Genomic DNA, 21326 nt, shown 5'->3' with positions numbered 1-21326 from the left:
TACTTGAGTATACGATTTATTTAAAAATTTACTATGCATGCATAGTATTTTTCAAATAAAATACCTAACTTCGTACCTGCGAAAAAAAAAGACATTTTAATATAAATAGATTTATGAAAATATTAGTTTGTATAAGTCATGTTCCAGACACCACATCAAAGATTAATTTCACAGATGGGGATACAAAATTTGACACAAATGGTGTACAATATGTAATTAACCCAAATGATGAATTTGGATTAACTAGAGCCATGTGGTTTAAGGAAAAACAAGGCGCAAATGTAACCGTTGTAAATGTTGGTGGTTCTGAAACCGAACCTACACTACGTAAAGCTCTAGCTATTGGTGCTGATGCTGCAATTAGGGTAAACACTGCTGCCACAGATGGTTTATCAGTTGCTAAACAATTGGCAAAAGTAGTTGAAGATGGTGGGTACGATTTAGTGATAGCCGGAAGAGAATCTATAGATTACAATGGCGGTATGGTGCCTGGGATGTTAGCCGGTATTACAGGTGCTAATTTTGTTAACAATTGTATAGGTTTAGAAGTAGATGGTACAACTGCAACTGCAACTCGCGAAATAGATGGAGGTAAAGAAACTGTATCTACAACGTTGCCTTTAGTAATTGGCGGACAAAAAGGCTTGGTGGAAGAAAGCGACCTTAAAATTCCTAACATGAGAGGCATCATGATGGCACGTAAAAAACCGTTAACGGTAGCTGAACCTGTTGATGCTAGTGCTGGTACAACCTCTGTTTCTTTTGAGAAACCAGCTGCGAAGGGCGCAGTTAAATTGGTGGCACCAGATAATTTAGATGCGTTGATAGATTTGCTTCATAATGAAGCTAAGGTTATATAAAGCCTAAATACCAAGAATCAAATCCTAATGATATCATTTTGGAATTTTTAATTTGAAATATTGAAGAATTATGTCAGTTTTAGTATATACAGAATCAGAACAAAATAAATTCAAAAAAGCTGCTTTTGAAGTGGCATCTTACGCCAAAGCTGTTGCAAGCCAATTAGGCACAACAGTTACCGCAGTGGTTATTAACGCTGAAGACACATCAGAATTAGGAAATTATGGTGTAGATAAAGTGTTAAAAGTATCTAACTCAGCATTAGACAACTTTAGTGCTAAAACTTATGCCAGTGTTTTAACAGAAGCTGCGCAAAGTGAAAATGCCCAGGTGGTAATTTTAAGTTCTAGTGCAGACAGCAAATACCTAGCACCACTTTTAGCTATCGGACTAAATGCTGGTTACGCATCAAACGTCGTAGCAGCACCATTAAGTACTAGTCCTTTTAAGGTAAAACGCTCTGCATTTACCAATAAAGCCTTCGAGGTAACCGAAATACAATCTGAAACAAAGATTATTGGTGTTTCTAATAATTCCTTCGGACTGGTTGAAAATAGTGGTAGTGCAAATGCAGAAGATTTTTCGTCTACGATTTCAGAATCTGGTGTAAAAGTAGAATCTGTAGACAAAGCCGCAGATAAGGTAACCATCGCTGATGCAGAAATTGTGGTTTCTGCAGGACGAGGCTTAAAAGGTCCTGAAAATTGGGGAATGATTGAAGAATTAGCCGATGTTTTAGGTGCTGCAACTGCTTGCTCTAAACCAGTATCTGATTTAGGATGGAGACCTCATAGTGAACATGTTGGACAAACCGGTAAACCTGTAGCATCTAACCTATATATTGCTATTGGAATTTCTGGAGCCATTCAGCATTTAGCTGGAATTAATGCTTCAAAAGTTAAAGTTGTAGTAAACACAGACCCAGAAGCACCATTCTTTAAAGCTGCAGATTATGGTGTTGTGGGCGATGCTTTTGAAGTGGTACCACAACTTATCGAAAAACTCAAAGCTTTTAAAGCCCAATAAGAATAATTTACTTTTATAAATTGTAAAGTACTCTAGAACTGCTTAAATTAGCATTTCATGCCAAAAACTGTTTTTACAGTTGGTAAAGTTGTAATTTAAGCAGTTCTTTGCGTTTTTAAATGAAGATATGAGTTTAGTAAGATTGAATATAAAAGGCATATCCTACAGCCAAACCCAAAATGGCGCATATGCCTTAATATTGAATGAAATTGAGGGCGATAGAAAGCTACCCATAGTAATCGGTGCTTTTGAAGCACAGTCTATTGCCATTGCTTTAGAAAAGGAAATTCGTCCCCCAAGACCCCTAACTCACGATTTGTTTAAAAACTTTGCCGACAGGTTTGACATTGTTGTAAAACAAGTTATCATTCACAAATTGGTAGATGGTGTTTTTTATTCTAGTTTAATCTGCGAACGTGATAAGATTGAAGAGATTATTGATGCCAGAACCAGTGATGCCATTGCTTTGGCGTTACGGTTTAATGCTCCTATTTTTACATATAAAAATATATTAGATAAAGCAGGTATTTATCTAAAAGTAGACACCAAAAAAGAAGATGAAGACGATAGCGAAGATAGTGTGTTAGTAGATGATATTTTAGCAGGGGAATTAGAACCTGCAGTATCTAAAGAAGACTACTCATCAAAATCTTTGGAAGAATTACATCAACTTTTGGAAGAAGCCGTTTTAAACGAAGATTACGAAAAGGCTGCAAGTATTAGGGATGAAATTTCTAAACGCTAATTTTTTTTATGAAGCAATTTTTATGTGGTATTGTTTTCATATTATTTTTGTGCAGCGCACCACTATTTGCTCAAGACAACCTTAATACTACCGAAACTACCAAAACCGAAGTTTCAAAAGAAGTAAGCGATAAAATCAGCACGCTACTCATCGCCGACACTACCTCTATACCCAGAGAGAACTCAAAAACCACCATTCCGAGTACTAGCAATACGACTATTATCCCAAGTCAGGGTTTCTCTTTAGAAAGTCTTTGGCGAGGTATTTTAGGAATGCTATCGCTTATTTTTATAGCTTACTTATTTAGTAGTAACAAAAAAGCGATTAATTGGAAAACCGTAGCTGTAGGCCTATCATCACAATTAGTACTCGCTATCCTAATCTTAAAAGTACCTTTTGTAAAGGCTATTTTTAAATATTTGGGCAAAGCATTCAATAAAGTTTTAACGTTTACAGAAGCTGGAACAAAATTTCTGTTTAGCTCATTTGGCTCTGGAGAAATTGAAAGTTCCTTAATAAATTTTGCCGTTTCAATATTACCCACAATTATATTCTTTTCTGCACTTACTTCAGTATTGTTTTATTTGGGTGTAATTCAAAAAATAGTAAAAGCATTAGCCTGGCTACTCACGAAAATACTGGGAATATCTGGCGCTGAAAGTTTGAGTGTGGCCGGAAATATTTTCTTGGGGCAAACAGAAGCACCTTTAATGATTAAGGCCTATTTAGAAAAGATGAATAAGTCGGAAATCTTATTAGTCATGGTTGGAGGTATGGCAACGGTTGCTGGTGGAGTTTTGGCTGTTTACATCCAATTCCTAGGTGGAGAGAACGTAGAGTTAAGAGAATTTTTCGCCAGTCACCTATTGGCCGCATCCGTTATGGCTGCACCAGGCGCTATAGTGATTTCAAAAATACTTTATCCCCAAACTAAACCAGTAAATACTGATGTTAAAGTGAGTAATGAAAAAATAGGATCTAACATTTTAGATGCTATTGCAAATGGAACAACAGAGGGTTTAAAGTTAGCAGTTAACGTTGCCGCTATGTTACTAGTTTTTGTTGCATTTATCGCCATGATAAATTACGGATTACTTAAATTAGGCTCCATTGGTAGTATAAATGAGTGGGTAGCCAATAATAGTCCCTACGACAACCTATCGTTAGAAGCAATACTGGGAACAATATTCGCTCCTTTAATGTGGTTAATAGGTGTTGCCAAAGAAGATACCATGATGATGGGGCAACTTATAGGTATCAAGCTAGCAGCCAGTGAATTTCTTGGGTATATACAACTTGTAGAACTTAAGGACATTACTAATCCACTACATTTAAACTATCAAAAATCCGTAGTAATGGCAACATACATGCTATGCGGGTTTGCTAATTTTGCATCAATAGGTATTCAAATAGGAGGCATCGGATCATTAGCTCCCGGACAACGAAAAACCTTATCTAAATTTGGTATTAAAGCCCTTATTGGAGGCACCATAGCCTCTTTAATCTCAGCCACTATTGCAGGGATGATTATTGGTTGATCGTTCTTCTTATTCACATTTTACTAGAACCACGCATTACCAGCATTATATAATAAATTTATACTGTTTATTAAACGAAAAAACACGTTTGCAAAACCAAATTCTTTAGTATCTTGCTTCATCTTTTATTTTGACTATGAACTGGGAACAACTGCTCTCCTTAAAGCGCTTTGGCGACACCAATAAACGACTACGACAAGAACAAGACGAAACCCGCTTAGGGTTCGAGGTAGATTACGATCGTATTATATTTTCTCAGGAATTTAGGAGTTTACAAGACAAAACACAGGTTATCCCATTATCTGAAACCGACTTTGTACACACACGCTTAACCCATAGTTTGGAGGTAAGCGTTGTTGGACGTTCTCTAGGGAGACAAGTGGGGCAAAAAGTGTTAGAAAAACATCCTCACTTACAAAACATACACGGTTATCAAGCCAACGATTTTGGTGCCATAGTAGCCACTGCAGCCTTGGCTCATGATATTGGTAATCCTCCTTTTGGACACTCTGGCGAAAAATCTATAGGGGAGTTTTTTAAAACAGGTAAGGGCAACAAATACAAAGACCAGTTAACCGACAAAGAATACCAAGACCTTTGTGATTTTGAAGGAAATGCAAACGGATTTAAAATCCTTACACAAAGTAGGGCTGGACGTGAAGGCGGACTCCGTTTAAGCTACGCTACACTGGGCGCATTTACAAAGTACCCTAAAGAATCCCTACCCAAAAAACCAACACAACACATTGCAGATAAAAAATACGGTATATTTCAATCTGAAAAGGAAGCATTTATTGATGTGGCCAATGAATTAGGGCTTATAAAACGTAATGACGCACACCTAAGTTATTCTCGCCACCCACTAGCGTATTTAGTAGAAGCAGCAGACGATATTTGCTATACTATTATAGATTTTGAAGATGGTATTAACCTTGGTCTTATCCCAGAAGAATATGCCTTGGAATACCTCTCTAAAGTAATACGCCAGAACATTAAACCAGAAAATTACTATGCCCTTTCCAACAGAGAAGATCGTATAGGATATCTCCGTGCCCTTGCCATTGGTGCTCTTATTAAAGACACTGTAGACATTTTCATGAAACATGAAGATGCCATTCTAAACGGAACGTTTAATAGTGCGCTACTTGACAAAAGTAAATTTGAAGCCCAAATAAATGACATCATTAAAATAAGTATAGAAAATATTTACCAATCTGAAGAAGTGATTGGTAAAGAAATTGCTGGATACCAAATCATTAACAAACTCCTTACAGTGTACACCAATGCTGTAAATAATAGCTTTAATGGCACTGCTTCAAATTATGACAAGCTTATTATACAGCAGTTACCCAAAACCATAAACTTTAGTGAAAAAAGTCTTTACCAACGTTTGCTTTCGGTATGTCATTACATATCTTTACTATCTGATAGTAAGGCCATCCAAAACTTCAAAAAAATAGAAGGCATTACCTTTTAAATCCCTGTCTTCAAGAGTTAAATTTCAGACAGAACCAGTTAATAACTTTTAATATTTCTCAACTTTAAAAGCCGATACATACCTCTCTTTTTCTTTAAATTCGTAATCGCTGTTTTTTATTAAGCAGATGTATAACTTAAAAGATATTTCCGCCATAGCGGATTGGTTAATATGAAGCAATATCACGATTTAGTAAAACACGTTTTAGAACACGGAAATGAAAAAGGAGATCGCACTGGCACAGGTACCAAAAGTGTGTTTGGATACCAAATGCGTTTTGATTTAAGTGAAGGTTTTCCTATGGTTACCACAAAAAAACTGCATTTAAAATCGATTATTTATGAACTATTGTGGTTCTTAAAAGGCGACACCAATATTAAGTATCTTACTGAAAACGGCGTACGCATATGGAATGAATGGGCTGATGAGCAGGGAGATTTAGGACCTGTTTACGGACACCAATGGCGTAATTGGAATAGTGATGAAATTGATCAGATAAAAGACGTCATTCATACCTTAAAAAACAATCCCAATAGTAGGCGTATGCTAGTATCTGCTTGGAACCCATCCGTATTACCAGATACATCCAAAAGTTTTTCAGAAAACGTAGCTAACGGAAAAGCTGCGCTTCCACCCTGCCATGCTTTTTTTCAGTTTTACGTAGCTAACGGAAAATTATCTTGCCAGTTGTACCAACGCAGTGCAGATATATTTTTAGGAGTTCCATTTAATATTGCATCTTATGCTCTATTTACAATGATGATGGCACAAGTTTGTGGTTACGAGGCAGGAGAATTTATACACACCTTTGGTGATGCACATATCTACAGTAATCACTATGATCAATTAGAGTTACAATTATCCCGTGATATTCGTCCGCTACCAAAAATGATGCTTAATCCTGAAATTAAAGATATTTTCGATTTTAATTTTGAGGACTTCACATTGGTAGATTATGATCCCCATCCTCATATTAAAGGTGCTGTAGCAGTTTAGTGTTTTTAGACAAATACTAGTTTCTTGTTTTACAAAGCTTAATACAGGCTAATATTTACAAAACAAGAATATTTATCGTGTATTTGACACCCCATTTAAAAGTAAAACACTATAAATTAGGTTTTCATAATTAAAAACCTCAACTTTGCAACCCTTTAATAAATACTTAGAATAAAAATAGATTACATATATGTTAAAGATTATTGTAAAAGACGGAGAAAATATAGAACGTGCTTTAAAGCGTTACAAGCGTAAGCATAGAAATGTTCAAGTAATGCAGAATTTAAGAGAAAATCAATATTTCACTAAACCTTCTGTTAAAAGACGTCGCGAAATCCAAAAGGCTGCCTATATACAAAGCTTGAGAGACCAAGAAGAAATATAATCTTTCTCATAACATAATACTAATCCCGTTTACTAAGGTAAGCGGGATTTTTTGTTTGTAAGCTTTTATACTTTAATACTACAAAGTTGCTATGATACTTCTATATCTAATCATAGGAATTTTTGCTTCCATATTAAGTGCATTACCACTTGGAGCTTCTAACATTGCAGTAATAAACACAACACTTAAAGAAAATGCTAAACAGGCATTTAAAATTGCTTTAACTGCTGGCCTTGCAGAAGTTTTACTATCCTACTACGCTTTAGATTGTAACGAAGTTATACGGGATTTCTTTGATAAAAATTTATGGATTCAAACCGCCATTGTCGCTATATTATTTGTTGTTGGCTCTTACCTTTTCTTTAAAAAGCAAACGGAAAGCAAACCTAAAAAACTAAAAATAATACAATCTAAATACGCAACGGGGTTTATTTTAGGAGTATTAAATCCTCCAGTTTTAATATTTTGGATTATTGCCTTTGGCGTATTAAACAATAACGATTTTATGTTATCACTACAATCATCCTTTTCTGTGTTGTTTTTATTCTTTCTAGGAGTGTATTTAGGAAAACTATTTACACTCTATGGGTATAGTAAAGTGAGTTTGGTTATTAAAAATAAGATTAGCAACATTTCCCTTATTATCAATAAAATAACTGGTGTATTACTTATGTGTATTGCTCTAATCCAGAGCGTTAACCTATATGTATTATAAAACATATTGGGCAACTAATTATCACAATATTCTTGATGAGTATTAAAGAAGGGAAATATCCAAAACCAACCCTTCATTAGCTCTCACATTAAAAACAATATCATCCTCAAAAATTAGGTACTGCCCTTTTACACCAACTAACGTACCCTCATAAGACTGAGCCTTAATAATATTTAAACTCTTGGGCTTTTCTGGATATCTATGTACAGGAAATTCTAAATTGGTTTCGGAATTGTTAGCAATGAAATAATCTTGAACTTCCTCTGGAATGAATGATTTTAATCGTTCACGCCATTCTACCAAATTTTCATCCTTAATATCATTCTTCAGCATGTTACGCCAGTTTGTTTTATCTGCCACGTGATCTTTTAATGCTACTTCAGTAATTCCTGCCAAGTAACGATTCGGTACTTCAACAATCTCTATGGCTTCGTGAGCACCTTGATCTATCCAACGGGTTGGCACCTGGCTTTTTCTGGTTACTCCAACTTTTACGTTACTAGAATTAGCCAAATACACAATATGCGGCTGTAATTGTGCGTTTTTCTCAAATTCTAAATCACGATCTTCAATACCCATATGCGCCTTGCTTAATTCAGGACGCATTACCCAATCTGCAGCTTGCGGCACTTGATAAAAACACTGCTTATCAAAACCTTGCCTATAAATAGGTTTATCTAACCCACAATTCAAACATTGATACCTAACAAATTCCATTTTAATGCGTTTGTTAAGTAGCTGATTTATATTAACAAAATCATTTTCAAACACTAAATAGTATTGGATTGGACTCGCAAATTCAGTCTCCATTTTTCTCAAAACACCTTGATAGGTCATATAAAAAAAAGTGTTATTTTTAAAAACTTAAAGATAGCATAAATATGCCAATTCCCTTAGTTAATTCCATTGCATCCTGGTTTCTCAAGAAGCGATTTCATCAAATTGAATTGTTTTTAAAATACCCTAATGAAGTGCAAGAGGAACTCCTTTTAAGTTTATTGGATTTTGCCAAAAACACAGAAATTGGCAAGCATTATGATTTTGCTTCCATTAAAAATTACAAAACCTTTGCTGAACGTGTGCCTATTAAAAATTACGATGGCTGGCAAGATACTATAGAGCATTCTAGAAAAGGAGAAAACAATATATTTTGGCCCACACCCATTAAATGGTTTGCAAAATCTAGTGGCACTACACGAGCAAAAAGTAAATTTATTCCAGTAAGTGAAGAATCTTTAGAAGATTGCCATTATGCTGCAAGTAAGGATTTATTGTGCATGTACTTAAACAACAATGAAAATTCTCAATTATTTACCGGTAAAAGTTTAAGACTTGGAGGCAGTAAAGAGTTGTATAAAGAAAACGGTACTGTATTTGGCGACTTATCTGCTATTTTAATTGATAACATGCCATTTTGGGCAGAATTTAGCAGCACCCCAAGCAATAAAGTGTCTTTAATGAGCGATTGGGAACACAAAATGCAAGCCATTGTTGATGAAACCATAAACGAAAATGTTACCAGTCTTGCTGGTGTACCTTCGTGGATGCTAGTACTATTGAATAACGTTTTAGAAACCTCAGAACGACAAAGTTTACTTGATGTATGGCCAAATTTAGAAGTTTATTTTCATGGAGGCGTAAGCTTTGTACCTTATAAAGATCAATATAAAAAAATACTGCCTAATAAGCAGTTTAAGTATTATGAAATCTATAACGCATCAGAAGGTTTCTTTGCCATTCAAGACCAAAACAATTCTGATGAATTACTGCTAATGCTTGATTACGGAATTTTTTATGAATTTGTTCCTATGGAGGTATATGCTACTTCAGATGAAAAAGCTATTCCTTTAAGTGAAGTACAATTAAATAAAAACTATGCTGTAATTATAACCACCAATGCAGGATTGTGGCGTTATAAAGTTGGTGACACGGTAAGGTTTACGTCCTTAAACCCTTATCGTATTAAAATATCTGGTAGAACCAAACATCACATTAATGTTTTTGGAGAAGAGCTAATTATTGAAAATGCCGAGACTGCACTAAAAAAAGTATGTAAACGCACCAAAGCAGAAATTGTAGATTTTACGGCTGCTCCAATTTTTATGCAGGGTAAAGATAAAGGTGCCCACGAATGGTTGATTGAGTTTAAAACGCCTCCAAAAGACATTCACTACTTTAATGAATTATTTGATAATGCTCTAAAATCGTTAAACTCTGATTATGAAGCGAAACGCTACAATAATATTACATTAAATAAGCCTACCATTAACATTGCTAGACCTCAACTATTTCATGATTGGCTAAAACAAAACGATAAGCTTGGTGGCCAACATAAAATACCTAGACTATCCAACACAAGAGACTATATAGACGAATTACTAAAACTAAACGCTTAGTTTATAGAAAACACTATAATTCAATAGGTTAACGATTTTAACATGCGATTTGTCCAAAAAAATTCCTCAATACCTCTTTTCATAATACTTTTAAATTCAATTAACCATTAAACCCCTCAACATTATGAAAATTAATGTTTTTGCAGTGATTGTATTATCTTTTGCTTTCGCATACGGCCAAGATACTTCAAGTTTTGTCGTAGAAAATGATATTGACACAAATAAAGCGGTTACTTCGTCTTCAAATATTGGCACTAACGGCTATAATTTTAGTTTATTAAATGCAGGTGTAAACTCTAAATATTCTGAATTTGGTTCTGGTTTTTTCTTAAACAAATTAATTATGGTGTCTTCTAAAAAAATTGGAGCACTCGCTAAAATAGATCCAAATACAAACGAGGCTTACAAAGACCTATTTTGTCTTGATATTAAAGAAGACGGCGATTTGTCTACCCCACTCCTATTTTCTAGAATTTTAAACACTAACAATAGCGAAGACCAACTCACATTTACTCCTGATGAAAAAACCGTATACTATACCAGAAGCAGTAAAGAAAACTCGTTACAATACAAATTATATAGAGCTGATTTAGAAGAAGACTCTCATGGTAACTGGATAAACCAAGAGTTACTATCCATCAATCAAGCTAATATTTCCATAGAAAACCCCTTTGTTAGTCCAAAGGGAGATAAACTGTACTTTTCATCTAACATGAACGATTCTTATGGTGGCTACGATTTGTATGTTGCTGATATAAATCCTGATGGTTCGTTAGGCACTCCTGAAAATCTAGGCCCTAATGTTAATACACCTTTAGATGAAAAATATCCGTCTCTATCCCTAGATGGTGTGTATTTATATTTCTCATCAAAAGGACATAAAAACCTAGGAGGTTATGATGTGTTTGTGAGCAGAATATTGGAAAAGGGTGTTAAAGCCCCAAGAAATATGGGAAATACTTTAAACTCATCTTATGATGAAGTTGCTTATTTTCTAGCTGAAAGAAACAAAGGGTATTTATCATCTAACAGACCTAATGGTAAAGGCAGTTATGATATGTATGTGGCCACTAATGAAGAAGTGAAGCAAAACCTAGAAGGTTTTGTAGTACACTCTGAATCTAAAATACACTTACCCAATACAGTAGTTGTTTTAAAAGATGAAGATGGGAATGAAGTTGCAAAACAATTAACTGATAATAATGGTGCTTATAATTTTGGAGTTTTACCTTTTGAGGTTTATACCATAAGTACTGAAAAGGACGGCTACATCAATAAAACTTTTGATTTTACAGCCAGTGAGGGCACACCTACTAGTTATAATAAAACCCTTGAGTTAGATACCACACCTCCTGTAATTGAAAAAGTTGATGATAAGCTATCTATAGTAATAGAAAACATCTATTTTGATTCTGCGAAATGGAGCTTAAAGGAAGAATCTCATGTTTCTTTAAACAAAATTGTAAAAGTATTAAGGGAACACCCTGAGATGAGACTCTCTATAAATGCACATACCGATAATAAAGGGCGAGAAGCTTACAACATGAATTTATCTAATAAACGTGCTGCTTCTGCTGTTGCGTTTTTGATAAAAAATGGTATTGCCAAAAGTAGACTAGAGTTTAAAGGCTTTGGCGAAACGCAACCTAAAATAGATTGCAAATCGAAATGTACAGCTGATGAATTACAACAAAACAGACGTGTTGAATTCATAATTCTAGATTAAAACTTCAAAAAAATATCGATGAATAGATAAAGTGCAAGCACTTTTAGAGTTTTAACGAGTTATTTGTCCCATCATCTAAAAGTTATGGTACCCATTTGTTGAAAACTTGAAGTAACTATACTTTTGATTTCGAAATCGAGACATCTCTTAAAAACATTATATATTAATTACACATCCATTTGAAAATATACCGCGCTTTAATAGCGTGGTTTTTTTTGCTTAAAATTCTAGTATCTTTAATAAAAAAAAGATATGTCAGTTTTTAAAAGTACCCTACTCATATTTGCATTATTACTTTTTGGTATACACCAAAGTAAAGCACAAGACCATAAAGATAAATTTTGGAAAAATGTAAGATACGGTGGAGGATTGGGTTTAAACCTTGGCAACGGTTTTTTTGGTGCTACAATTGCACCAAGTGCTATATACGAATTCAACAACAAGGTCGCTTTAGGCATTGGATTAAATGCCACATTTAACAACCAAAAGGATGTTTTTAAAACCACCGTTTTAGGTGGAAGTGTAATTGGACTTTATAACGTAATACCTGAAATTCAACTTTCAGGAGAATTCGAGCAACTTAATGTAAGCAGAAGATATGATATTAGGGTTAATGCTGATGATGATAAGTATTGGTCCCCAGCATTATTTCTAGGAGCTGGTTACCGCAGTGGTAATGTTATTTTTGGTATGCGATATAATGTTTTACACGACAATGAAAAAAGCATTTATATAGACCCGTGGGTACCTTTTGTTCGGTTTTTCTTTTAAGAATATTTATGCCTAAACCAAACTTTCTGCCATTCGCGCTTTAAAATTAAAAACGAAACCTCCTCAGAGAGTTCCACAATATCATCTCCATTTAAGGCTTTTACTTGCTGTTCTGGAACATCAATAATGTAGAGTAAATTTAAATATTCTGGAAATTTCTCTTGTATTAATTTATAAACTGTTTCGTGCAAAATTAACTTCAAACTAGACGGTAAAATATCTTCATGAAAATCTAAATCTACATTAGCTAGTAAGAAATCTTTATTAAGCTGAAGAATTAGCTTCTTGTACAACTCTAATTCATTAGCCTTAATAATTACATCGTCAAATGAGGCAGGACTTTCCATTTACACCTTTCTCCCCATTAAACCTATTCCAAATTCCTTCAAAATTTGCTTTCTATCATCAGAAATATTTAAGGTATCTAAAACAGAAAAAGCTTTGGTAGTATAATCTTCAACAGCAGTTTTAGTAGCTTGGGCTGCACCAGTAGATGTAAACAAACCCTTAACTGCAACAATCTTTTCTTCTGCATCAGCAGTATCTGTAGTATACAAATGTTCTAAACGCTCTCGCTCTGTATCATTACCAAACTCCAAGGTTTTTAAATACAAATAAGTCTTTTTATTCTCTATGATGTCCCCTCCTACTTGTTTTCCAAAAGTTTTTGGATTGCCAAAGGCATCTAAATAATCATCCTGTAACTGAAATGCAATACCTAAATTTCTTCCAAACTCATAAATATGATGCTGATCAGCTTCTGAAGCACCGGCTACAATAGCTCCCATTTTCATGGCTGCACCAACTAAAACAGCAGTTTTGTACTCAATCATCTTTAAATACTCTGGGATAGTTACATTATTTCTGGTCTCAAAATCCACATCATATTGTTGTCCCTCACAAACCTCCAATGCTGTTTTACTAAATAATTTTGCAAGTTCCCTAAAGGTTTTGGGCTCGTAGTTTTCAAATAACTGATACGCCATAATTAACATGGCGTCTCCAGAAAGAATTCCAGTATTAATATCCCATTTTTCATGAACTGTTTGTTCCCCTCTCCTTAAGGGTGCATCATCCATAATGTCATCATGAACTAATGAAAAGTTATGAAACACTTCTATGCTCAATGCTGCATCTAAAGCCTTTTTATAACCCCCATTAAAAATATCTGTAGACATTAAAGTAAGTACAGGCCTAAGACGTTTACCCCCCAAACTTAATATATAGTCTATAGGTTTATATAAATTCTGAGGCTCTTTTCTTATTGAATAAGCCTTGAGGTAATCAATAAACTCATTCTGGTATTTTTCTATTGAAAGCATCAAACAAAAATAAAGTAATTCATTCTATTAGGGCAAGCTATTTTTAAAAGTTAAGGTATTTCAACCCTAAAAAAACTAAAATATTGTCCCCGTTGATTAAAGAGAAATCGTTTTAAAGTAAAATTGATGTTAAAAAAATATTAAAACTCAGGAAACTTTTATTGTTTCTAAAGTTTCCTGAACTATATTTGCACTCGATTATGAGAGAAAAGATTTTATTAGGAGCAACAGATTTATTTTTAAGCTACGGGTTTAAAAGTGTTACAATGGATGATATTGCCAACAAACTTGGCATGTCTAAAAAAACTATTTATCAGCATTTTGACAATAAAACAAAACTCGTAGAGGCCTCAACCTTAAATTTATTCCATTTTATTTCAGAGGGGATAAATCAAATTTGTGCCTTAGAAAAAAATCCCATTGAAGAAATATTTAGTATCAAGCAATTTGTAATGGAGCATTTAAAAAACGAAAAATCGTCTCCGCAATATCAATTGCAAAAGTACTACCCCTTAATCTTTAAAAGTTTAAAAGAAAAACAATTTTGCGTGATGCAAGATTGTGTAACAAGTAATCTTAACAGAGGTGTTGCAACTGGTATATACAGAGAGAATATTCATGTAGATTTTATTTCCAGAATATATTTTAACGGAATGATAGTTATAAAAGACGACGAATTATTCCCTAAAGATAAATTTTCAATGCCAATGCTCATGAGTAACTATTTAGAATATCATTTACGTGGCATTTGTACCCCCAAAGGATTAGAAATATTAAATAATCACATCAATTCAAATCAATCATAAAATGAAACACAAACTAATTTTATACTTTAGTTTTCTATGCTTATATGCTCTAAATGCACAAGAAAAACCAATGCGTTTTTCTTTACAAGAGGCTATAGACTATGCTCTTGAAAACAATAGAAGTGCTAAAAATGCGCAACGTGATGTTGAAGCTGCCAAAAAACAAAAATGGGAAACTACCACTATTGGACTTCCTCAGGTAAATGCAAGTATCGACTATCAAAATCAAATAAAACAGCAATTTGAAGCTATAGATTTTGATATGGACGGCGTACCAGATTTTGGTGCTAAACACTCAATGATTGCTGGGGCTAACATTTCTCAAATGATTTTTGACGGTTCCTACATAGTAGGTTTGCAATCTGCCAAAGTGTTTTTAGAGATTTCTAGAAATGCAAAAGAAAAAACAGATTTAGAGATTAGGAAAGCCGTTATAAATGCTTATGGTAATGTACTACTAGCTGAAGAGAGCATAAAAATTTTAGAACGAAATATTAAGGTTTTAAAAAACAACCTGTATGAAACCACTAAGATTTATGAAAACGGTTTAGGTGAGGAAGAAAGTGTAGAACAGCTACAAATAACACTATCTGGAGTTGAAAATAATTTAAACAACACCAATAGACTAAAAGATTTAGCCTATCAGATGTTTAACATTACCATAGGAACTGATATTGATAATGAAACAACACTAACGGATTCTTTAGAATTACTTACCACTCAAAATATTGCTTTAAATGTTTTAGACTCCAGTTTCGATATCAACAATAACATAGATTATAGAATCGCTCAAAACGATAAAAAATCCAAAGAGTTACTAGTAAAGTTAGAAAAAAGTAAAGCTTTACCAACACTTAACGCATCATTAAATGGATCGTATATAGCAAATAGAAATGCTTTTGATTTTCTAGACTTTCAAAACCGTTGGATTGGTACAGCTACTTTAAATGCAAGTCTTAACATTCCACTATTTAGTTCAGGTAAAAGAAGTGCAGCAACACAGCGTGCTAAGATAAATTTAGAAAAATCTAAAGAAGAGTTGAACGAGACAACCCAAAAACTTAAATTACAAATAGCTTCTGCCAAAAGTGATTATAAGTTTTCCATTGAAGATTACAACAATAAAAAACAAAATCTGAATCTTGCTGAACGCATAGAGAAAAAGAATCAAACAAAATTCTATGAAGGTATTTCTTCAAGTTTTGATTTAAGACAAGCGCAAACCCAACTTTACACGTCGCAACAAGAATTTCTTCAAGCTATGCTTAATGTTATTAATAAAAAAGCTGAATTAGATACTGTACTAAATACTATAAATAACTAAAAAAATCAATCAAAATGAAATATATATATCCGCTAGTACTGGCAACCCTGATTTTAACCTCTTGTGGAGGGGATAAAAACAAATCTGTAGAAGATATAATTGCTTCTAAAGATTTAACACAAATAAGGCAGAAAAAAACTGAGTTAGACGCTCAGGTTCAAGCAATTTCTGCACAACTTAAATTACTAGAAAAAGAGATCAAGACTTTAGATCCTCAAGAAAAAATCCCATTAATCACAACCTTTAAAGCTGAAGAAAAAGTGTTTAACCACTTTGCTGAATTACAAGGTAATGTGAGCACTAAACAAAATGTAGTAATTTCAGCAGAATATGGCGGTGTACTTACCAAAGTTTATGTGCGAGAGGGACAAAAAGTACGCAAAGGACAAACACTTGCCAAAATTGATGATGGAGGTTTAAGCCAGCAATTAGCACAAGTAAAAATTCAAGCAGATTTAGCAAAAACCACTTTTGAGCGTCAAAAACGCTTGTGGGATCAGAAAATTGGTAGCGAAATTCAATTTTTACAAGCAAAATCTAATTACGAAGCCCAAAACGAAATGGTAAATCAGTTACAACAACAAGTTGGTAAAACTATTGTTCGTGCTCCATTTTCTGGGACTATAGACGATGTAATTACAGATCAGGGTAGTGTTGTAGCACCAGGACAATCTCAACTGTTTAGAATTGTTAATTTAGATGACATGTATATTGAAACTGATGTCCCAGAGCGTTATGTTTCAAGCATCACTCCTGGCAAGGAAGTAAAAGTAAACTTCCCTGTGTTAGGAAAAGATGTTGATGCTAAAGTTCGTCAAGCTGGAAACTTTATTAACCCAGCAAATAGAACCTTTAAAGTTGAAATAGCTCTCCCTAATAAAGATATTGCAATAAAACCTAATCTTACTGCTAAACTGAAGATTAACGATTATACCAACAAAAATGCAATTTTAATTCCGCAAAGTATTATTTCAGAAAATGCCGAAGGAGAACAATACGTGTACACTGTAACAGGTAAATCAGGAGAAAAAGCAAAAGCTAAAAGAGCAATTATTACTACCGGAAAAACGCAAGGCGATGATATTGAAGTACTTTCTGGAATCAATAATGGCGATGAAATTATTGAAGAAGGTGCGCGAAGCGTAAAAGAAGGGCAAGATGTTAAAATATTAGTTGATAGTCAGTAGTAATTAGTCTTTGGAAATAGTAAAATAATGAACCCGATTAAATTCAACTTTGAAGATTTGAAAGTATATCAAAAAGCTTTAGACTTTATTGATGATACCTACAAAATGACTAAAGATTTTCCTAAAAGTGAAAATTATGCTTTAAGCTCTCAATTCAAAAGAGCTTCAATTTCCATAGCATTAAATATAGCTGAAGGTGCAGGAGACACTAACGCTCAATTTAATAGATATTTAAATATCGCATCTGGATCAATAAAAGAATGCGTGGTATGCTCTACGATAGCAAAAAGATTAGATTATTTAGATAAAGAGGAGGATTACTCAAATAGAGTGAAACTTGAGGAATTATCTAAAATGACATCTAGCTTACAAAAATATCTAAAGTCTAACGACTCTAGAACTAACAACTAAAGACTACAGACTCATGACTAAGAATAATAAAAACAAAAAAGTAGATAAGGAGTTTCCTTTATCATCTTGGGCTATAAATAATAAAACCACCATGTATGTCTTAATCACTTTGATTTTGATACTAGGTGCAGGAGCATATTTTAGTATGCCAAGAGAGAACTTCCCTGAGATTAAGGAAACCAAAATATACATTAGCTCTGTTTATCCTGGAAATACTGCTGAGGATATTGAGAAGCTAATTACCGATCCTATTGAGGATAAGCTAAAAACGGTGAGTAATGTAGTAGAAATTACCTCAACATCACAAGAAGACTACTCTATAGTAATAGTTGAATTTGATGAAAGTATTACAGTTGAAGCTGCCAAACAAAAAGTAAAAGATGAGGTAGATTCTGAAACTTCAGGCGAAGACTGGCCAACATTTAATGGTGCCAAAGTAGAGCCTAATGTGTTTGATTTAAGCATGTCTGAAGAAATTCCAATTCTAAACATCAATATATCTGGAGATTATCCCGTAGATAAGTTAAAGGAATTTGGAGAATATCTTGAAGATGAGATTGAAAGCCTACAAGAAATAAAACAAGTAGACATTAGAGGCGCTCAAGAAAAAGAAGTTGAAGTTGCAGTAGACATATACAAAATGATGGCTGCTCAAGTGAGCTTTGATGATATTATAAATACAATTAGTAGAGAAAACATGACAATGTCTGCCGGAAATTTAATTACCAGTGGACAACGTCGTACTATCAGAATTATTGGAGAAATTGAAAACCCAAATGAGCTTGAAAATTTTGTTGTAAAGTCTGAAAAAGGCAACTCTATTTACTTGCGCGATGTAGCCAAAGTAAATTTTAAGGATGAAGACAAAACTACCTATGCCAGAGAATTTGGGCATCCTGTAGTAATGCTTGATGTAAAAAAACGCGCTGGTAAAAACATGGTAGCTGCGGCCGAGCAAATACAGGTAATAGTTGACAATGCCATAGAGAATGTATTCCCGCTAGATTTGCAAGTTACTGTTGCAAATGACCAATCATCTAAAACCATTGGCCAGGTAGACGATTTAGTAAATAATATCATCTTTGGTATCATACTCGTAGTTACAGTTTTAATGTTCTTTTTAGGGTTCAAAAATGCATTATTTGTTGGGTTCGCTATACCCATGTCTATGTTCATGTCTTTAATGATACTCGATTTATGGGGTTTTACCATGAATACAATGATTTTATTTGGACTAATCATGGGACTTGGTATGTTAGTAGATAACGGAATAGTTCTCGTAGAAAACGTGTACCGCTTAATGAAAGAAGAAGGCATGAGTCGTATTGAAGCTGCCAAAAAAGGGATTGGAGAGATTGCTTTCCCTATTATCATTTCTACAGCTACCACGGTTGCAGCATTCATTCCTCTTGGACTTTGGCCTGGTGTAATGGGGCAATTTATGGTATATTTTCCAAAAACTTTAGGTGTTGTTTTAGGTTCATCATTATTTGTAGCTATCTTTTTTAACTCCGTATTAGTTTCCCAATACATGGCAATAGAAGACAAAGAAATGCCACTTCAAAATATTATAAAAATATCAGCAATTGTAGGTGGTATTGGCTTATTAATAACAATTTTCGGAGGAAGCTATAGAGGTTTAGGCACGCTAATGATTGTTGTGGTTATTTTACTTTGGATGTATCGCTTATTCTTGCGTTCATGGGCAAACGGCTTCCAAAATAGAATTTTACCAAAATGGGAACGTTTCTACGAAAAAGTACTACGTGGTGCACTTAGTGGTAGAAAACCTGGATTTATAGCGATTGGCACTGTTGTATTATTATTTATCGCTTTTATGGGGTTTGGTGCTTCAGTTGGAAGTCAAAGAACCAAAGTAGAGTTCTTCCCAGACAATACACCAAACCAAATTATAGTATATATTGAATATCCTGAAGGTACTGATATTGAAAAAACCAATGCTATCACAAAGGATATAGAAGAGCGTGTATACAAAATAATTAATGATGAAGCCTACATGAAAGGAGATTTTAATTTCCTTACAGAAAGTGCTGTATCCCAAGTTGGTGAGGGCGCAGGAAATCCGCAAACCGATGGTGGTTCGGCAGCAGAAATGCCACATCGAGGAAAAATTACCGCTACCATGCGCGAGTACAAATTCAGGGATGGCGCTGATAGTAATGTTTTATTGAAGAAAGTACAGGAAGATTTACAAGGCATCTACCCAGGCGTGGCCATTTCAGTAGAAAAAGATGCTGTTGGGCCACCTGCAGGCTACCCTATCAACCTAGAATTAGAGGGGAACGATTATGGAGAATTAATTGCTACCGCAGAAAAAATGCGCGATTTTATCAACTCTAAGAATATTCAAGGTATAGATGAATTAAAAATCGATGTAAATAAGTCTAAACCATCAATGCAGGTTTTGGTAGACCGTAAAAAAGCTGGAGAACTTGGTGTTACCGCAGGACAAGTGGGGCAACAATTGCGTAATTCTATTTTTGGTGCGAAAGCTGGCATCTACAAAAAAGATGGTGAGGATTACGACATCTATGTACGTTTTAACGAGGAAAACAGATACAATACCAGTGCCATTTTTAATCAGAAAATTACGTTTAGAGACATGGCAACAGGACAAATTAAAGAGATCCCCGTATCTACTGTTGCAAAGCAAAATAACAACTCAGGATTTAGTGCCATTAAACACCGTGATGTACGCCGTGTAGTAACACTATATTCTGCATTATCACCAGGATTTACAGATGCAGGAGCTATCGTTTCTCAAATTCAGAATGAAATGAAGTCATTTACCGAGAAACCAGATAGCGTAAAGGTAGACTATACAGGACAAATTGAAGAACAAAATAAACAAATGGCATTTTTAATGAGTGCGTTTTTTATTGGTCTAGGTTTAATATTTTTCATCTTAATTTTCCAGTTTAATTCAGTTTCAAAACCAGGCATCATTATGCTGGCTATTTTCTTGAGTTTAATAGGCGTATTTGGAGGAATAGTTGTTACAGGTAGTGCTTTTGTTATCATGATGACCATGATGGGAATTATTTCGCTAGCAGGTATCGTTGTAAATAACGGTGTGGTACTCCTTGATTATACACAGTTACTTATTGATAGAAAAAAGGTAAAATTAGATTTAGACGATGAACAGTATTTGCAAACAGATGATTTAATAGAAGCTATTGTAAAAGGTGGAAAAGCACGTTTGCGCCCTGTACTATTAACAGCCATTACAACCATTTTAGGTTTAATACCATTAGCATTGGGAATTAATATCAATTTCTTTACTCTATTTAGTGAGTTTGATGCCAACATTTATATAGGAGGAGATAATGTAATTTTCTGGGGACCATTAGCATGGACGGTTATTTATGGGTTATTCATAGCCACGTTCTTAACACTTATTGTGGTGCCTATTCTGTTCTATTTAGTCACTAAATTCAAAATGTGGTTATATAAAAACCGAACTGCTGAAGTAAGCTTAATTAAAAACCAACAAGAAGTTTTTAATATGGATAAACGTATTGAAAACGCATAAAGGTTATTGTTTCTGACTAACTCAGATTAATAGCGCGAGAGGGCCACAATACAATTGTGGCTCTTTTTATTTTAATCATATTGTCCT

General features: G+C 34.2%; 19 protein-coding genes. 16 read left to right on the top strand and 3 right to left on the bottom strand.

Annotated features, from left to right (window positions below; all coding sequences use genetic code 11):
- Window positions 1-113: 113 nt before the first annotated feature.
- The 8 genes from JS605_RS09930 (at window position 114) to JS605_RS09895 (ending at window position 7743) form a co-directional block, all read left to right on the top strand.
- A complete protein-coding gene (locus tag JS605_RS09930) occupies window positions 114-860 on the top strand; it encodes an electron transfer flavoprotein subunit beta/FixA family protein (protein ID WP_203257568.1) in 747 nt (248 codons plus the stop codon).
- 70 nt (window positions 861-930) lie between these two features.
- Window positions 931-1887, top strand: coding sequence for an electron transfer flavoprotein subunit alpha/FixB family protein (locus JS605_RS09925; protein ID WP_203257567.1), 957 nt, complete (start codon window positions 931-933; stop codon window positions 1885-1887).
- Window positions 1888-2014: 127 nt separating this feature from the next.
- Entirely contained in the window at window positions 2015-2632 is a 618-nt protein-coding gene (locus tag JS605_RS09920) for a bifunctional nuclease family protein (protein ID WP_203257566.1), read from the top strand.
- 8 nt (window positions 2633-2640) lie between these two features.
- Entirely contained in the window at window positions 2641-4170 is a 1530-nt protein-coding gene (locus JS605_RS09915; protein WP_203257565.1) for a NupC/NupG family nucleoside CNT transporter, read from the top strand.
- Window positions 4171-4306: 136 nt separating this feature from the next.
- Window positions 4307-5647, top strand: coding sequence for a deoxyguanosinetriphosphate triphosphohydrolase (locus JS605_RS09910; RefSeq protein ID WP_203257564.1), 1341 nt, complete (start codon window positions 4307-4309; stop codon window positions 5645-5647).
- Between the two features lie 171 nt (window positions 5648-5818).
- Window positions 5819-6643: a thymidylate synthase gene (locus JS605_RS09905; protein ID WP_203257563.1), complete on the top strand. Its 825-nt coding sequence runs from the start codon at window positions 5819-5821 to the stop codon at window positions 6641-6643.
- A 190-nt stretch (window positions 6644-6833) separates the two neighbouring features.
- Window positions 6834-7028, top strand: coding sequence for a 30S ribosomal protein S21 (rpsU, locus tag JS605_RS09900; protein ID WP_203257562.1), 195 nt, complete (start codon window positions 6834-6836; stop codon window positions 7026-7028).
- 91 nt (window positions 7029-7119) lie between these two features.
- A complete protein-coding gene (locus JS605_RS09895; RefSeq protein WP_203257561.1) occupies window positions 7120-7743 on the top strand; it encodes a LysE family transporter in 624 nt (207 codons plus the stop codon).
- A gap of 42 nt (window positions 7744-7785) precedes the next feature.
- Here the strand turns inward: JS605_RS09895 and JS605_RS09890 are convergent, their stop codons facing one another.
- Complete coding sequence (locus JS605_RS09890; protein ID WP_203257560.1) at window positions 7786-8580, bottom strand: DUF2797 domain-containing protein; 795 nt, start codon at window positions 8578-8580, stop codon at window positions 7786-7788.
- 44 nt (window positions 8581-8624) lie between these two features.
- Here JS605_RS09890 and JS605_RS09885 point away from each other — a divergent pair, with 44 nt between their 5' ends.
- The 3 genes from JS605_RS09885 (at window position 8625) to JS605_RS09875 (ending at window position 12636) form a co-directional block, all read left to right on the top strand.
- Window positions 8625-10139, top strand: coding sequence for a GH3 auxin-responsive promoter family protein (locus JS605_RS09885; protein WP_203257559.1), 1515 nt, complete (start codon window positions 8625-8627; stop codon window positions 10137-10139).
- A gap of 124 nt (window positions 10140-10263) precedes the next feature.
- Window positions 10264-11865 carry an OmpA family protein gene (locus tag JS605_RS09880; protein ID WP_203257558.1) on the top strand — a complete coding sequence of 534 codons (1602 nt, stop codon included), beginning with the start codon at window positions 10264-10266 and terminating at the stop codon, window positions 11863-11865.
- A gap of 252 nt (window positions 11866-12117) precedes the next feature.
- The gene (locus JS605_RS09875) at window positions 12118-12636 is read left to right on the top strand and encodes an alpha-ketoglutarate decarboxylase (protein WP_203257557.1); all 519 of its coding nucleotides are present in this window, start codon (window positions 12118-12120) and stop codon (window positions 12634-12636) included.
- On the opposite strand, the gene JS605_RS09870 is transcribed toward JS605_RS09875, so the two are convergent.
- Together JS605_RS09870 and JS605_RS09865 are read right to left on the bottom strand one after the other, a co-directional pair.
- Window positions 12633-12983, bottom strand: a complete 351-nt coding sequence (locus tag JS605_RS09870; RefSeq protein ID WP_203257556.1) for a hypothetical protein — start codon at window positions 12981-12983, stop codon at window positions 12633-12635. The two genes, JS605_RS09875 and JS605_RS09870, sit on opposite strands and share 4 nt — an antisense overlap.
- Window positions 12984-13958 (bottom strand): polyprenyl synthetase family protein, encoded by a 975-nt coding sequence (locus JS605_RS09865; RefSeq protein WP_203257555.1) that lies wholly within the window; start codon window positions 13956-13958, stop codon window positions 12984-12986.
- A gap of 200 nt (window positions 13959-14158) precedes the next feature.
- Here JS605_RS09865 and JS605_RS09860 point away from each other — a divergent pair, with 200 nt between their 5' ends.
- From JS605_RS09860 to JS605_RS09840, 5 genes are read left to right on the top strand one after another with little or no spacing between them, the layout of a single operon-like run.
- Window positions 14159-14764 (top strand): TetR/AcrR family transcriptional regulator, encoded by a 606-nt coding sequence (locus tag JS605_RS09860; RefSeq protein WP_203257554.1) that lies wholly within the window; start codon window positions 14159-14161, stop codon window positions 14762-14764.
- 1 nt (window position 14765) lies between these two features.
- On the top strand, window positions 14766-16088 hold the full coding sequence (locus tag JS605_RS09855) for a TolC family protein (protein WP_203257553.1): 1323 nt from the start codon (window positions 14766-14768) through the stop codon (window positions 16086-16088).
- Window positions 16089-16102: 14 nt separating this feature from the next.
- A complete protein-coding gene (locus tag JS605_RS09850; protein ID WP_203257552.1) occupies window positions 16103-17275 on the top strand; it encodes an efflux RND transporter periplasmic adaptor subunit in 1173 nt (390 codons plus the stop codon).
- A gap of 27 nt (window positions 17276-17302) precedes the next feature.
- Entirely contained in the window at window positions 17303-17686 is a 384-nt protein-coding gene (locus JS605_RS09845; protein WP_203257551.1) for a four helix bundle protein, read from the top strand.
- Between the two features lie 13 nt (window positions 17687-17699).
- Window positions 17700-21239 (top strand): efflux RND transporter permease subunit, encoded by a 3540-nt coding sequence (locus tag JS605_RS09840; protein ID WP_203257550.1) that lies wholly within the window; start codon window positions 17700-17702, stop codon window positions 21237-21239.
- Window positions 21240-21326: the final 87 nt, after the last annotated feature.

This window comes from Hyunsoonleella ulvae (assembly GCF_016827605.1).
In the GTDB taxonomy this organism is placed as follows: domain Bacteria; phylum Bacteroidota; class Bacteroidia; order Flavobacteriales; family Flavobacteriaceae; genus Jejuia; species Jejuia ulvae.
This window is presented reverse-complemented; position numbering and strand designations above follow the sequence as displayed.

Excerpts from the sequence above, each read along its gene's own strand:
- JS605_RS09930 (WP_203257568.1), top strand. The coding sequence starts at position 114 with ATGAAAATATTAGTTTGTATAAGTCATGTTCCAGACACCACATCAAAG.
- JS605_RS09925 (WP_203257567.1), top strand. The coding sequence starts at position 931 with ATGTCAGTTTTAGTATATACAGAATCAGAACAAAATAAATTCAAAAAA.
- JS605_RS09920 (WP_203257566.1), top strand. The coding sequence starts at position 2,015 with ATGAGTTTAGTAAGATTGAATATAAAAGGCATATCCTACAGCCAAACC.
- JS605_RS09915 (WP_203257565.1), top strand. The coding sequence starts at position 2,641 with ATGAAGCAATTTTTATGTGGTATTGTTTTCATATTATTTTTGTGCAGC.
- JS605_RS09910 (WP_203257564.1), top strand. The coding sequence starts at position 4,307 with ATGAACTGGGAACAACTGCTCTCCTTAAAGCGCTTTGGCGACACCAAT.
- JS605_RS09905 (WP_203257563.1), top strand. The coding sequence starts at position 5,819 with ATGAAGCAATATCACGATTTAGTAAAACACGTTTTAGAACACGGAAAT.
- rpsU (WP_203257562.1), top strand. The coding sequence starts at position 6,834 with ATGTTAAAGATTATTGTAAAAGACGGAGAAAATATAGAACGTGCTTTA.
- JS605_RS09895 (WP_203257561.1), top strand. The coding sequence starts at position 7,120 with ATGATACTTCTATATCTAATCATAGGAATTTTTGCTTCCATATTAAGT.
- JS605_RS09890 (WP_203257560.1), bottom strand. The coding sequence starts at position 8,580 with ATGACCTATCAAGGTGTTTTGAGAAAAATGGAGACTGAATTTGCGAGT.
- JS605_RS09885 (WP_203257559.1), top strand. The coding sequence starts at position 8,625 with ATGCCAATTCCCTTAGTTAATTCCATTGCATCCTGGTTTCTCAAGAAG.
- JS605_RS09880 (WP_203257558.1), top strand. The coding sequence starts at position 10,264 with ATGAAAATTAATGTTTTTGCAGTGATTGTATTATCTTTTGCTTTCGCA.
- JS605_RS09875 (WP_203257557.1), top strand. The coding sequence starts at position 12,118 with ATGTCAGTTTTTAAAAGTACCCTACTCATATTTGCATTATTACTTTTT.
- JS605_RS09870 (WP_203257556.1), bottom strand. The coding sequence starts at position 12,983 with ATGGAAAGTCCTGCCTCATTTGACGATGTAATTATTAAGGCTAATGAA.
- JS605_RS09865 (WP_203257555.1), bottom strand. The coding sequence starts at position 13,958 with ATGCTTTCAATAGAAAAATACCAGAATGAGTTTATTGATTACCTCAAG.
- JS605_RS09860 (WP_203257554.1), top strand. The coding sequence starts at position 14,159 with ATGAGAGAAAAGATTTTATTAGGAGCAACAGATTTATTTTTAAGCTAC.
- JS605_RS09855 (WP_203257553.1), top strand. The coding sequence starts at position 14,766 with ATGAAACACAAACTAATTTTATACTTTAGTTTTCTATGCTTATATGCT.
- JS605_RS09850 (WP_203257552.1), top strand. The coding sequence starts at position 16,103 with ATGAAATATATATATCCGCTAGTACTGGCAACCCTGATTTTAACCTCT.
- JS605_RS09845 (WP_203257551.1), top strand. The coding sequence starts at position 17,303 with ATGAACCCGATTAAATTCAACTTTGAAGATTTGAAAGTATATCAAAAA.
- JS605_RS09840 (WP_203257550.1), top strand. The coding sequence starts at position 17,700 with ATGACTAAGAATAATAAAAACAAAAAAGTAGATAAGGAGTTTCCTTTA.